The sequence below is a fragment of the Tahibacter sp. genome, from assembly GCF_035481375.1.
In the GTDB taxonomy this organism is placed as follows: Bacteria; Pseudomonadota; Gammaproteobacteria; order Xanthomonadales; family Rhodanobacteraceae; genus Tahibacter.
Map to the genome: position 1 here is coordinate 1 of NZ_DATIGT010000221.1, position 12,763 is coordinate 12,763.

Below are 12,763 nucleotides of genomic sequence, written 5' to 3' on the forward strand. Positions count from 1 at the left end.
CCTCTCGGTGCCGTTCACGTTTCCGGTCCCGGCGGTCAACCGCCTGACCCTGCCGCTGCTCGCGTCGCTCTACTACCAGCGCCAGCGCCGCCGCGTCGCGCATGCGCTCGTCCACTACGACCCGTATTTCTATCCGCTCGACGCGATCGCCGACTGGAACCGCGCCTACGGCCCGCGCGGCTTCCTGCAGTATCAGTGCGTGCTGCCGCCGGACGCCGCCGAAGCCGGCGTCGCCGAGCTGCTGCGCCGCATCGCGCGCGCGGGCGCGGGCTCGTTCACGAGCGTGCTCAAGGTATTCGGCGAGCGCGCGTCGGCTGGTATCCTCTCGTTTCCCCGGCCCGGCGCGACACTCGCCCTGGATTTTCCGAATCACGGCGAAGCGACGCTGCGCCTGCTCGACGAACTCGACGCGATCGTCGCGACCGCCGGCGGCGCCGTGTATCCGGCCAAGGACGCGCGGCTGCCGGGTGCGCGGTTCCGCGCGTTCTTCCCGAACTGGCAACACCTGCAACCCTATCTGGACCCGCGGTTCTCCTCGGGTTTCTGGCGCCGCGTCACGGAGTAGCCCATGCGCAGAATCCTCATCGTCGGCGCGACCTCGGCGATCGCCGAAGCGACCGCCCGCCTGTTCGCCGCGCGCGGCGACGCGCTGTGCCTCGTCGGCCGCGACGCCGCGCGGCTCGCGACGATCGCCGCCGACCTCGCCGTCCGCGGCGCCGTGCGCACGGCGACCGCGACGCTCGATGTCACCGACTACGCCGCGCACGAAGGCGTCATCGACCAAGCCGAACGCGAACTCGGCGGCCTCGACACCGTGCTGATCGCCCACGGCACGCTGTCGGACCAGAACGACTGCGAAAACTCCGTCGATGCGCTGCGCCGCGAATACGACATCAACGCGCTCAGCGTCATGGCGCTGCTGACGCCGATCGCGAACCGCTTCGCGAAACAGGGCTTCGGCGACATCGCCGTGATCTCCTCGGTCGCCGGCGACCGCGGCCGCATGTCGAACTACGTCTACGGTTCGGCGAAAGCCGCCGTGACCGCGTTCCTCTCGGGCCTGCGCCAACGCCTGCAGAAATCCGGCGTCAACGTGCTGACGATCAAGCCCGGCTTCGTCGACACGCCGATGACGAAGGACTTTCCGAAAGGCGCGCTCTGGGCCCAGCCCGATGCGGTCGCGCAGGGCATCGTCAAGGCGATCGACAAGCGCCGCAGCGTCGTCTACCTGCCGTGGTTCTGGTCGCTGATCATGCTCGTCATCCGCAACGTGCCGGAGTTCGTGTTCAAGCGGGTGAAGCTCTGATGGTGGCCAAGACCGACAAACTCGTCCTGACCGGTGCGGCCGGCCTCGTCGGCCAGAACCTCGTCGTCGAGCTCAAGGCGCAGGGCTATACCAACCTCGTCGCGATCGACAAGCACGCGCACAATCTCGCGATCCTGCGCGAGTTGCATCCGGACGTCGCGATCATCGAGGCCGATCTCGCCGAACCCGGCACCTGGAGCGACAGCTTCGCAGGCGCGGCCGTCGTCGTGCAGCTGCATGCGCAGATCACCGGCAAGTTTCCGGACGAATTCGTGCGCAACAACGAGCAGGCGACGCGGCATGTGCTCGACGCCTGCCGCCAGCACGCCGTGCCCTACCTCGTGCACATCAGCTCGTCGGTGGTCAATTCGGTGGCGGTCGACGATTACACCAACACGAAGAAGACGCAGGAGAAGCTCGTCGTCGACAGCGGCCTCGCGCATTGCGTGCTGCGCCCGACGCTGATGTTCGGCTGGTTCGATCCGAAACACCTGGGCTGGCTGTCGCGGTTCATGGCCAAGGTGCCGGTGTTTCCGATTCCGGGCCACGGCCGCTATATGCGCCAGCCGCTGTACGAGCGCGATTTCTGCCGCTGCATCGTGAAATGCATCGAAACGCAACCGGCCGGCGCGATCTATGACGTCTGCGGCGACACGCGCATCGACTACGTCGACATCATCCATACCATCAAGCGCGCGAAGGGATTGCGCACGCCGATCGTGCACATCCCGTATTGGTTCTTCAAAGCGCTGTTGAAAACCTATGCGCTGTTCAGCAACAAGCCGCCGTTCACCGCGGCGCAGCTCGACGCGCTGACCGCCGGCGACGAATTCACCGGCGTGGACACCCGCGCCGTGTTCGGCGTCGAGCAGACCCCGTTCGCCGAAGCCGTGCGCGAGAGTTACTGCGATCCGCGCTATGCCCATGTCGTGCTGGAGCGGTAGGGGATGAACGCGTCTGGATCCTCCGCTTCGGCGCCGCCGTCTGCACAGGACGAAGCCAGCACGCTCTCCGTCGCCTGGGCACGAATCGCAAACAATCCGCGCCGCCTGTTCTGGATCAAGCTCGTCTCTCTGGCGGCGCTGACCCTAGTCGTTATCCTGCTGCGCCGACCAGATCAGTTCGCGGCCCCTTATGTATGGGTCGAAGACGGCAGCGAGAACCTGCGCGACTTTCTCGCGCACGGCTGGGGCTCGCTGTGGCACCCGATCAGCGGTTACTTCAGCGTGCCGATCAAGTTCGTACACGCGTTGTCGATGACGTTGTCGTTTCGCTGGCTGCCCGAAATCAGTCTGATACTCACGCTGCTGTTCTGTTACGGCGTGCTCGCCGCCGTAGCGTTCGCGCCGACAGCGCTGCGCTGGCCTTTTTCCTGTGCCGTTGCCGTGCTGCTGATTCCGACGGACGCCGAAGCGTTCGGTGTTTCGCTGTATGTCGGATGGTGGGGCACGTTGCTCGTCCTCGTTGCGCTGCTGTGGAATACCGAAAAACGCCGGAACGGATGGCGCACAGGCCTGCTCGCGATCGGCGCGCTGTCCTCACCGCTCGTGGTCGGCATCGCTCCGCTGTTTGTGATTCGCGCTCTGCTGCTGCGCCGCCGCGGCGAGTTGATCACAAGTGGCGTCGCGCTGCTTCTCGCTGCCGTGCAATGGATGGCGATTTCACGAGCCCGCATCGGACCCGGAATCGGCGTGCTCAGTTCCAACATTGGAATCGTTGTCGAACGCTTCTTCGGTTTCTTTCTCGACTCGTCCGACCGCTTCACCGCGGCAGGAGGCGTGATCTACCTCGGTTGCATGCTGGCCATGTTCCTCGCGGTGACATGGCTCGGGCATCGGCGGCAGCTCGGCCTCGTCTTCGTGCTGCTCGCGCTCGCGTTGGGCGCCGCCATTGCCGCGTCGATTTCCCGCGTGAGCGTCGACGCGATTCATCCGATCTACGGTGGACCGCGCTATTTCTTCTTCCCGTATATCCTGCTGAGTTGGATGCTGCTCCAGATCGCTGCGCTGGATCGCACGAATTTGCGCCTCATGACCTGCGTGCTGCTCGCCATGGCATTTCGCAACACCCTCGACGGCGGCCGCCGAACGCATGGCTCGCTCGACTGGCGCGCTGAGATTGAGCGTTGTCTCGATGAGCCCAACGCTCAGCTACGCATTCACTTCGCGGGCGATGTCAACAACGTATGGCGCGTCAATCTGTCGCGCGAAGACTGCGCCGAGCTCGTGCGACGCAGCTGGTTCGACAACAAGGTCACACCGTGAGCTGCGGCCGGATCTTCGATTTTCTTTGTGCGGGAGCGTCGCACGCTACCGCTCGTATCCTGCGAGAGGTTCACCCGTGAGCGACCCGAAAAAACGTTTTGCCATCGTCGGCGCCGGCCCCATGGGTCTCATGGCAGCGATGGAACTCCTCAAGGCCGGTCACGAGGTTGACGTTTATGAGCGCGACGACCGCATCGGCGGCATGTCGGCCGCGTTCGATTTCGACGGACTCACGATCGAGCGCTACTACCATTTCGTCTGCAAGACCGACGATCCGCTGTTCGAGCTCATGGCCGAACTCGGCATCGGCGATGCGCTGAAATGGACCGACACGAAAATGGGCTTCTATTGCCAGGGCAAGCTGTACAAGTGGGGTACGCCGTTCGCGCTGCTCGGCTTCGACAAGCTCGGCTGGATCGACAAGTTCCGCTATGCGTTGCACGTGATGCGCACGAAGAGCGTCGGCGACTGGCGCGCGCTCGACAAGGTCGGCGTCACCGACTGGCTCGTACGCAATCTCGGCGAGCGCGCGTACAAGGTGCTCTGGGAGCGACTGTTCTATCTCAAGTTCTACGAATACAAGGACAAGCTGTCGGCGGCCTGGCTCGGCACGCGCATCAAGCGCGTCGCGCTGTCGCGCCGGAATCTGTTCCAGGAATCGCTCGGGTTCATCGAAGGCGGCTCGGAAACGCTGCTGCAGAAGATGCAGGAATTCATTCTCGCGCGCGGCGGACGAATCCATCTGGCCGCCGGCATCGATCGCGTGAATGCGCCGGACGGCAAGGTCGAGAGCATCACCGTGCGCGGCGAAACCACGCCGGTCGACGGTGTCGTCAGCACCGCGCCCATCCAATATGTACCGTGTCTCGTGCCGGAACTGCCCGAAACCTTCGTCGCGCGCATCCGCGCGCTCGAGAACATTCCGGTAGTCTGCGTCATCCTCAAGCTGAAGCAGCCGCTCAGCGAGAATTTCTGGATGAACATCTGCGACGACAGCATCGACATTCCGGGCGTCATCGAATACTCGAATCTCAATCCGGGCGCCGGCCCGGCCATCGTCTACGCGCCGTTCTACATGCCGAAGACGCATCCGAAGTATGCACGCGACAACGCCGCGTTCATCGAGGAAACGCTGGCCTACCTGCCGAAACTCAACCCGGCGTTCTCGCGCGACTGGGTGCTGGCCAGCCACTGCCACCGCTACGAATACGCACAGGCGGTCTGCCCGCCGGGTTACTATGACCTGCTGCCGCCGATGCAGACGCCGATCCAGGGGTTCTGCATGGCCGATACCGCGTACTACTACCCGGAAGACCGTTCCATCTGCGAGAGCGTCAAGGTCGCCAAGGCCCTGGCGCGCACCGCGTTAGCGTGAGCACCGCCATGTCCGAATCCAAAGTCGAACTCGACAAGCTGTACAACCAGCGTTTTCCCGAAGCCGCGCTTGCGCAAAAGCACGCCATCTGGAAAGTGCTCTGCCGCGATTTCTTCAGCCGCTACGTGAAGACCACCGATACGGTCGTCGACATCGGCGCCGGCTACTGCGAGTTCATCAACAACATCCAGGCCGGCAAGAAGATCGCGGTCGACCTCAATCCCGACGTGCGCCGCTTCGCATCGCCGGACGTGCGCGTCATCAACGAATCGTGCACCGCGATCCGCGAACTCGACAGCGACAGCGTCGACGTCGTGTTCATGAGCAACTTCCTCGAGCACCTGCCGAGCAAGGATCTCGTGCTCGACACGTTCCGCGAGTCGCAGCGCATCCTGCGCAAGGGAGGCCGCGTGATGGTGCTGCAGCCGAACATCCGCTACCTGCCCGGCGAATACTGGGATTATTTCGACCACCACACGCCGCTGACCGAACGCAGCCTCGTCGAAGGCCTGCAGCTCGCCGGCCTCGAACCGACGACGGTCATCGCGAAGTTCCTGCCGTACACGACGAAGAGCCGGCTGCCACAGGCGCCATGGCTCGTGCAGCTGTACCTGAAGGTGCCGTTGGCGTGGCACGTGCTAGGCAAGCAGGCGTTCGTCGTGGCAGAGAAGCGCTGACGCCTGGCCCCGCATGTCGCGTAGAGCGCTAGGGTTCGTAGCCGTCAGCGGCGTCGCTGCGGCCTGCAATTTCGGTTCGCGTATCGCATTCAGCCTGTACGCGCCCTACGCCGTGGCTGTGGTGCTGGCGTTCATCGTCGGTCTGACGACAGCTTTCTGGCTCAATCGACGTTTCGTGTTCCGCTCCGAAGGTCCGTTGCTGCGCCAGTTCGGGCTGTTCTTTGCCATCAATCTGGTCGCACTGCTGCAGACCGTCGTCATCAGCCTGGTGATGCTGCACTGGCTGCTGCCGCTGATGGAGTGGCAATGGCACGCGGCGGAAGTCGCCCATGCCGCGGGAATCATCGCACCGATACTCACGAGCTACTTCGGACACAAGCATGTTACGTTCCGCGCATCCTGAATCTCTTGGCCGCATCGCGCCGCGGAGGTTCCCGTGAGCGCGCACAAGCGCGCGTATGGGCTCCTTGCTGCGATCATGCTTGCCGCGATCGCCGGCCATGCGCTGCAGATCGCTTTGTTTTCCCATTCGCTGCCTTTTGCAGACCAGTGGGACAGCGAAGGCTACGTTCTGTTTCGCCCATGGATCGAAAATAACCTCACGCTGCAGACGCTGTTTTCGACGCACAACGAGCATCGAATCGTCTGGAAACGCCTGTTCGACCTCCTGTTGTTCGAGATCAACGGGCGTCACTGGGACAACCGCGTCATCGCATTGGCGAACACGGTGTTCTACGCGGGCGCGATGGTCGTGCTCGGCAAGGCAGCACTCAATGCACACGTAGCGCTTGCTCGCCGTCTCGTCATCGCTCTGTGTCTGCTGCTGCCGTTCGCTACGTACGCATACGAAAACACGCTCTGGGGATTCCAGAGTCCGTTCTACCAGCTCGCGCTGACCGGTCTGCTCTCGCTTCATCTGTGCGCCGCGCCGCGTTTGGAACCGCGCTCCGCGCTGCTCGCCATCGTGCTCTCCGTGAGTGCGCTTTTCACGGTCGCATCGGGTTTTTTCGTGGGTCCGGTTTGTGCCGTTCTCGTGGCGACGACGCACGCCGAAACCGGTGTACGCGTGCGATGGAAGTACGCGCTGTGCGCGCTGCTGCTCGGGATCGGTATTGCCGGCTATCTGATCATGCCGCAGCTCGACTACCATGCGCCGCTGCGTGCGCAGTCGCTGCCCGAACTCGTCACCGCTACGCTGGTTCTGCTGTCATGGCCCGTCCCTCACCTGCCGCTGGTCTGGCTACCGTTCCTGTTCTGGCTGCTGTTCAGCGCCGTTTATCGTGAATCGCCGTCGCGCGCGGACCGATTCTTCGCTGCCGTTGCGTTATGGACGGGAATCCAGGCAGCCGCGCTGGCCTACGGTCGCGGCCACGCGCTGACGACCGTGCCGTCGCGCTATACCGACGTCCTGGTATTCGGACTCGTGGCAAACGCCTATTTTCTCGGCAGCCTGCTGCGGCACCCGCGAGAAGCGCTGCGTCCGCGTCTGCCGCTGCGGATCATTCTTATCGGCGCCACCCTCGTCGCAATCGGCTACGCCGGCCTGGAAATGGCGCGGTCTGCCATCGTCAGTCACCACAAACAGGCGCTGTGGAGAGCCAACCACGAATCCACGGCCGCATTGCTCGCCGGCGCGCCGCTGGCCGAGGACAACTTCGCACTCGCCTATCCGAGCGGGACCAAGCTGACCGGGCTGTTCCTGGCGGAGCCGTCGATGCGACGCATGCTCGGCATCGTCGGCAACACATTGCCGCCCGACTGCGCGGTTCCTGCGACGGCGAACCTGTCGCGAATCGCGTGCACACTCACCGGCGCCCGCCCGGAGCTGCCGGCGCTGCGGAGAGAAACGTTGCCGCTGGTCCCAACCTACGGGTTGCAGTGCTCGGTCGACCTGATCGCCGGCCTTCCGGCCAGTGGAGCGGTCGATGCGGCCACACCAGTGCCGCTGCGATTCGCCGGCTGGGCGGGCCCGGGTGCCACGGACCTGCGCGGACTGCCGCGACGCATCACGCTGCGGCTGGTTTCCGACGACGGTGCCTACGCCATCGACTCGCGGCTGCGCGGTCCGAGGCCCGACGTGGCAGCCGCGTTCGGCAATCCTCGCTTCGCCTGGAGCGGTTTCGACATACTCGTATCCAGTCGCGGACTCGCACCGGCGTCCTATCACATCGAACTGATCGAGGAAGGCCAGCTTTGCGCAACGGGCCAATTTCTGCAGGTCCGGTGAGCCCATTCGCCCCGTAACGTAGATCACGACGCTCTGGCCGAGCCCGATCCGAAGCTGCCCTCGCGGCCCTTTGAAATTTCCGTTAGCGTTTTCGCAGCGGGCTTTTGCGCAACTCAACCCCAACGGTACGGTGCAAGCGATCGTGCCCGCTCGCGGATGCGGTGAAGCGCAGCAGATATTTTGCAGCTATGCTGTATCGGCAGTACTGGGCGGAGCGCAATCTCGGCGACCACAGCGGAATTGCCGGACGGCATGACCAGATGACGTTCGAGTAGTTTGCGAGCGCATCGGCGTCCCTCAGTGACCCCGTCGGCGTGAGAGTGTTGTTAAGCCTCGGCACGCCCTATGGCTCTTCATCGGAGACGCAGATGATTCGTCGTCAGCCATCGATAGAACGTGTGACGCTTCGCTCGTTTGCTCCGAACCCGCCACGGAGGGTGCAGATCGTGCAGAGGCTGCTACGCCTGATGCGGACCACGATGCTCGTCCATGCTGGTCTCGCCGTCGCCACCGCTAACGCACAGTCGCCGGATCCGCTGCCGACCCCAGATGCTCGTATCGGCGCCGATGGGAATGCTCAGCACATCGCGCCGCTCCCCAACGGCGATGCCATCGTGTTCGGCTATTTCGACCACGTCGGCGATCGCGCCTGCGCGCAGTGGGGTCTGCTCCATGCCGATGGGACTGCGGATTGCTGGGCCGGCCCCGTGCTTGGAGGGGCTACCCGCGCATTAACGCGCTGCACGCAGACGCGGACGGCATGATCTATCTCGGCGGCGTGTTCTCGACCGTCGACGGGCATCCACGCAACAACCTTGCACGCCTGTTGCCGGACGGTTCGCTCGACACGAGCTGGAATCCCGCACCCGACGGCAGCTACGTCGCGGCGCTCGCACTGGATGATGCGGGGAAGCTTTTCGTTTCCGGCGACTTCCAGACGATAGGCGGCCAGGCGATTCCGCTGCTGGCCAAGCTTACGGCGACGACCGGCATCGCCGATGCCACCTGGCTGCCGCTGCCGCAGTCGCCGCCGACGCTGCTCGCCGCAGCGGACGACGCAACGCTGTTCGTCGGCGGATCGTTCGGCTACATCAGTGGCCGGGTGCGCAATGGACTCGCCAAACTGAGCAGGATCACCGGTCAGGCGGATGCCAACTGGGACCCGTCGCCGCCGGCGGCGCAATATCCCGTGACGCTCGTCGGAATGGGCCTGACGGCCGATCGCAGTGCCCTGTATGTCGGTGGCTCGTTCGAGCGGATGGGCGGACAGACGCGCGTGGGCCTCGCAAAGCTGTCGACTGCCGGAACCGGCAGTGCCGACCCGCAATGGACGGGGTCGTCTCCGCTCGTCGATGCGATCGCAGTCGCCGGCAACGATGCGCTGTACGTCATCCCGCGCAGGAACAATGCCATCGTCCAGAAACGTACGGCGACCACAGGCTCGCTGACGAGGAGCTGGGCGACCAGCCCGTCCTCGTATGTGCGGTTGATGGCCGCCATGCCTAACGGCGATGTGCGCATCGGCGGATACCTCGAACGATTCGGCTCCCAACATCGCGTCGGGCACGCGGTGATCGCACTCGACGAAACACTGCCGCCGGCACCTCCGCTCACCATGCCGCCGATCGTCAACGCGATGGTGCGCCTGTCGGACGGCGGACTCGTCATCGGTGGCCAGTTCATCGATGTCAATGGTATCCGCCGGAAGAACATCTTGCGTCTGCAGCCCAATGGCGCGATCGACCCGGGCTGGGCGACGGTAGAGTTCGACGTTCCGGTCAATGCACTCGCGACGGACGCCGGCGGCAGTGTCTATGTCGCGCCTGGCGTTGCCGGCGTCGTGGAAATCCTGCCGGACGGCACGCGGCACAGCTCGGTGTCGGTGCCTTCCGTCCCTTATGCGTTGGCGTTGGACGGCGCCGGGAACCTCTACATCGGCCATCTGCAGGGGATCAACCGCGCGATCCGATCCCCGCTGGGTTATCTGGTCGCTGACGCCAGCTGGACGGCCAATGCCAACTCCGGCGTCTATGCCATCGCCGCCGACGGCCCCGACCAGCTCTTCGTCGGCGGTTACTTCACCGCCATCGGCGGGCAACCCCGCCGGTATGCGGCGCGAATCTCGACCGCAAGCGGATCGGCGGACCCGACCTGGAACCCGTGGCCCGCGGCGGGCGTGCGCAGTTTTGCGCGCGACGCGCAGGGGAACGTCATCGTCGGCGGCGACTTCCTGACGATCGGGGGACAGAACCACGCCTTTCTCGCGCGACTGGACCCGACGACCGGCATCGCCGATCCGAACTGGAATGCTCAGGCAAACGGCGGTGTCAGCGCTGTGCTCGTCAACCCGGACGGTGCTGTTTACGCAGGCGGGGAATTCACTTCACTGGGCGGACTGCCACGCAATCGCATCGCAAAACTGTCGACCTCGGGAAGCGCGATCGTCGATCCTGACTGGAATCCGGGCAGCGACGATGCTGTCCGCGCCCTGGCGTCTGACCGTGCCGAACGTTTGGTCATTGCCGGAAACTTTGGCCGCGTCGGCACGCTCGACCGCAGCGGGATCGCAGCCTTGCCCGCGCCGATTCCCGACATGATTTTCACGGACGGTTTCGAGTAGCCTCGGGCGGCGCGATTCCGCCACGGCACGAACGCAGCGAGCTGCGGACGGGCGACAAATCTTGCTCAGGAGCGACATCGAGTGGACCGGCTACGACGCACGCAGGCGCGTTTCTTCACCGCCATGGCACTGATGCTGATCGCGACGGGTGTCGCCTCGCAGACACCGCTGCCGAAGCCGGATCTGCGGCTGCACGTCGACAGCGCACGCGCGAATGTTATCGCCTCGGTGCTGCCGCTTGCCGACGGTGGTTTGCTGGTGACCGGCAGCTTCTCCTACGTCGGCGAATACGCGCGCGCAAACGTGGCACGTCTGAACAGCGACGGCACGCTGGCGACTGCGACCTATGCCGCTACCGGACCATTCGGCCGAATGGCCGAGGCAGGCGCCGGAACCGTGTATGCGTCGGTTCCCGCCGAAGACCTCGTCAGGAAGTACAACGCCGACGGGACGATCGATACTTCGTTTTCGCTGGCGGTCGACGGCATCTATGCGATGCTGATGGCTAGCGACGGGGATCTGATCATCGCGGGAGACTTCACTGCCGTGAACGGGCAGGCACGCCCGCGCCTTGCCAAAGTCGACGCAGCCACGGGTCAGCTGCGCACTGCGTTCACGCCTGCCGTGCCCATGCCGATGCTCTATACGATGGTCCGCCGCGGCGACGATCTCTATGTCGGCGGCTATCGCAGCGGAACCCAGGGTTTGATGAAGCTGAGCGCCAGCACGGGCGTCGTCGATCCGCAGTGGCAGCCGGTGGCCCAGGGACTGGACCGAGTCGATGCCATCGCGCTGTCGCCGGACGGGACCGGTTTGTACGTTCTTGGCCGGTTCAGTGGGTTCGGCGGGCAGCCCCGGATCAATCTCGCGAAGCTTTCGACGAGCGGAGTCGGCGCCGTCGATCCGACATGGCGCTCCGACACGTCGTCTTGGTTTCGGCGGAGCGTGGCCGTCGCTCCCGACGGGTGGATCCACGTCGCCGATGGCGGAACGGGACTGCTGACGCGCCGGGATCCAGCGACGGGTCAGATCGCCCCGAACCCCGTCACGATACAGGACTTGAGCATGCAGCTCGCGTTCGACGCGTCGGGAGGGCTCGTCGCGAGCGGCGAGCCGACCGCCATTGCCGGACGACCGCGCACCTCGCTGACCTGGTGGACGCCTTCGGGCGCATTCCGCGACCCCGTCGACCTCACCGTCGCCCCGTCGGTGAACGCGGTCGCCCGCCAACCGGACGGCGGCATCATCGTCGGCGGCAATTTCGATGAAGCGAACGGACTGCCTCGCCGCTCGCTGTTGCGCATCAAGCCGGACGGCGAACTCGACGAGCAATGGGCTCCGGCTCTCGATGCGCGGGCGGTGGTCGACGTCGCCGTGGACGCCAACGGCGATGTCATCGTGGGCGGCGACATCCTTGGCGTCGGCGGTGCTCCGCGAAACGGCCTCGCACGACTACACGGCTATGGCAGCGGCGCCGCCTTCGCGGACGAGTTCACGGGTCCCGGATTCAATTTTGCGGTCTCGGCAATGGCGCTGGATTCCGACGGACTGCTCTACGTCTCGGGCTCGAACGGGCGAAGCATTTACCGGTTCCGCGCATCGGGTCCCGGCATGCCGTACACCCTCGACGATGCTTTCTGGCCCAACTTCAGCGCCACGGTGACATCCCTGATCGCGACAGGCGGCGGCCTGCTGTATTTCGGCACGGAATTCAACAACCAGACAGCCATCAGACGGGCATGGACCACCGACGGAAATGCCGATCCGTTCTGGAGCGTTACGACGGATGGGCCTGTTCGGGCGCTCGCGTTCGACCGCGAAGGCGCCCTGATTGCCGGCGGAGCATTCCAGTACATCGACGGCGAGCACCGCCCGTATCTCGCTCGCCTGCCGAGCACGGCCGGTGTGCTGTCGACGCCCGACGGCCCCGTCAGCAGCCTCCTGTCGACGGCAAACGAGATCTACATCGGCGGCCGTTTCGTTTCGGTCGGAGGCCTGCCGCGCCGCAACGTGGCGCGGCTCTCGATGACGGGCGCGGTCGACACGGACTGGCATCCCGACCCCAATGGCCCCATACAGACGATCATCCGCGCCGATGCGGGCACGGTGACACTCGGCGGGCAGTTCCACGGCGACAACGCGATCAGTGGCGCACGCCGCAGCGGCATCGCCTCCTTTGAAGCCGAATTGCCGGACGTCATTTTCGGATCACCGTTCGAGTAGTCTGCAGAGACCGGGCAGGCGACCGCCCCGAGGCGGCCGACCAATTCGATGTCGTGTTTTGACGCCTTCAC

The 12,763-nt window shown here is 64.9% G+C and carries 10 protein-coding genes and 1 pseudogene; 10 read left to right on the plus strand and 1 reads right to left on the minus strand.

Going from position 1 to position 12,763, the window contains the following annotated elements:
* From VLF18_RS14365 to VLF18_RS14400, 8 genes and pseudogenes are all read left to right on the plus strand, one after another.
* Nucleotides 1-565, plus strand: a pseudogene (locus VLF18_RS14365) (FAD-binding protein); the annotation flags it as partial.
* Nucleotides 566-568: 3 nt separating this feature from the next.
* Complete coding sequence (locus VLF18_RS14370) at nucleotides 569-1,306, plus strand: SDR family oxidoreductase (RefSeq protein ID WP_325280321.1); 738 nt, start codon at nucleotides 569-571, stop codon at nucleotides 1,304-1,306.
* On the plus strand, nucleotides 1,306-2,250 hold the full coding sequence (locus VLF18_RS14375; protein WP_325280322.1) for an NAD-dependent epimerase/dehydratase family protein: 945 nt from the start codon (nucleotides 1,306-1,308) through the stop codon (nucleotides 2,248-2,250). Before VLF18_RS14370 ends, VLF18_RS14375 begins: the two co-directional genes overlap by 1 nt.
* A 3-nt stretch (nucleotides 2,251-2,253) precedes the next feature.
* Complete coding sequence (locus VLF18_RS14380) at nucleotides 2,254-3,570, plus strand: hypothetical protein (RefSeq protein WP_325280323.1); 1,317 nt, start codon at nucleotides 2,254-2,256, stop codon at nucleotides 3,568-3,570.
* Nucleotides 3,571-3,646: 76 nt separating this feature from the next.
* Nucleotides 3,647-4,945, plus strand: a complete 1,299-nt coding sequence (locus tag VLF18_RS14385; protein WP_325280324.1) for an NAD(P)/FAD-dependent oxidoreductase — start codon at nucleotides 3,647-3,649, stop codon at nucleotides 4,943-4,945.
* 8 nt (nucleotides 4,946-4,953) lie between these two features.
* Complete coding sequence (locus VLF18_RS14390; protein ID WP_325280325.1) at nucleotides 4,954-5,622, plus strand: class I SAM-dependent methyltransferase; 669 nt, start codon at nucleotides 4,954-4,956, stop codon at nucleotides 5,620-5,622.
* Between the two features lie 13 nt (nucleotides 5,623-5,635).
* On the plus strand, nucleotides 5,636-6,025 hold the full coding sequence (locus tag VLF18_RS14395; RefSeq protein WP_325280326.1) for a GtrA family protein: 390 nt from the start codon (nucleotides 5,636-5,638) through the stop codon (nucleotides 6,023-6,025).
* Between the two features lie 33 nt (nucleotides 6,026-6,058).
* The gene (locus VLF18_RS14400; RefSeq protein WP_325280327.1) at nucleotides 6,059-7,849 is read left to right on the plus strand and encodes a hypothetical protein; all 1,791 of its coding nucleotides are present in this window, start codon (nucleotides 6,059-6,061) and stop codon (nucleotides 7,847-7,849) included.
* Between the two features lie 458 nt (nucleotides 7,850-8,307).
* Here the strand turns inward: VLF18_RS14400 and VLF18_RS14405 are convergent, their stop codons facing one another.
* A complete protein-coding gene (locus VLF18_RS14405; protein WP_325280328.1) occupies nucleotides 8,308-8,523 on the minus strand; it encodes a hypothetical protein in 216 nt (71 codons plus the stop codon).
* Nucleotides 8,524-8,609: 86 nt separating this feature from the next.
* Between VLF18_RS14405 and VLF18_RS14410 the strand changes: the two genes are divergently transcribed.
* Nucleotides 8,610-10,469: a delta-60 repeat domain-containing protein gene (locus VLF18_RS14410; RefSeq protein ID WP_325280329.1), complete on the plus strand. Its 1,860-nt coding sequence runs from the start codon at nucleotides 8,610-8,612 to the stop codon at nucleotides 10,467-10,469.
* A gap of 81 nt (nucleotides 10,470-10,550) precedes the next feature.
* On the plus strand, nucleotides 10,551-12,692 hold the full coding sequence (locus VLF18_RS14415) for a hypothetical protein (RefSeq protein WP_325280330.1): 2,142 nt from the start codon (nucleotides 10,551-10,553) through the stop codon (nucleotides 12,690-12,692).
* Nucleotides 12,693-12,763: the final 71 nt, after the last annotated feature.

What these genes read in the sequence shown, in the direction of transcription:
- VLF18_RS14370 (WP_325280321.1), top strand. Translation starts at nt 569, where the DNA reads ATGCGCAGAATCCTCATCGTCGGCGCGACCTCGGCGATCGCCGAAGCG.
- VLF18_RS14375 (WP_325280322.1), top strand. Translation starts at nt 1,306, where the DNA reads ATGGTGGCCAAGACCGACAAACTCGTCCTGACCGGTGCGGCCGGCCTC.
- VLF18_RS14380 (WP_325280323.1), top strand. Translation starts at nt 2,254, where the DNA reads ATGAACGCGTCTGGATCCTCCGCTTCGGCGCCGCCGTCTGCACAGGAC.
- VLF18_RS14390 (WP_325280325.1), top strand. Translation starts at nt 4,954, where the DNA reads ATGTCCGAATCCAAAGTCGAACTCGACAAGCTGTACAACCAGCGTTTT.
- VLF18_RS14395 (WP_325280326.1), top strand. Translation starts at nt 5,636, where the DNA reads ATGTCGCGTAGAGCGCTAGGGTTCGTAGCCGTCAGCGGCGTCGCTGCG.
- VLF18_RS14405 (WP_325280328.1), bottom strand. Translation starts at nt 8,523, where the DNA reads ATGGAGCAGACCCCACTGCGCGCAGGCGCGATCGCCGACGTGGTCGAA.
- VLF18_RS14410 (WP_325280329.1), top strand. Translation starts at nt 8,610, where the DNA reads ATGATCTATCTCGGCGGCGTGTTCTCGACCGTCGACGGGCATCCACGC.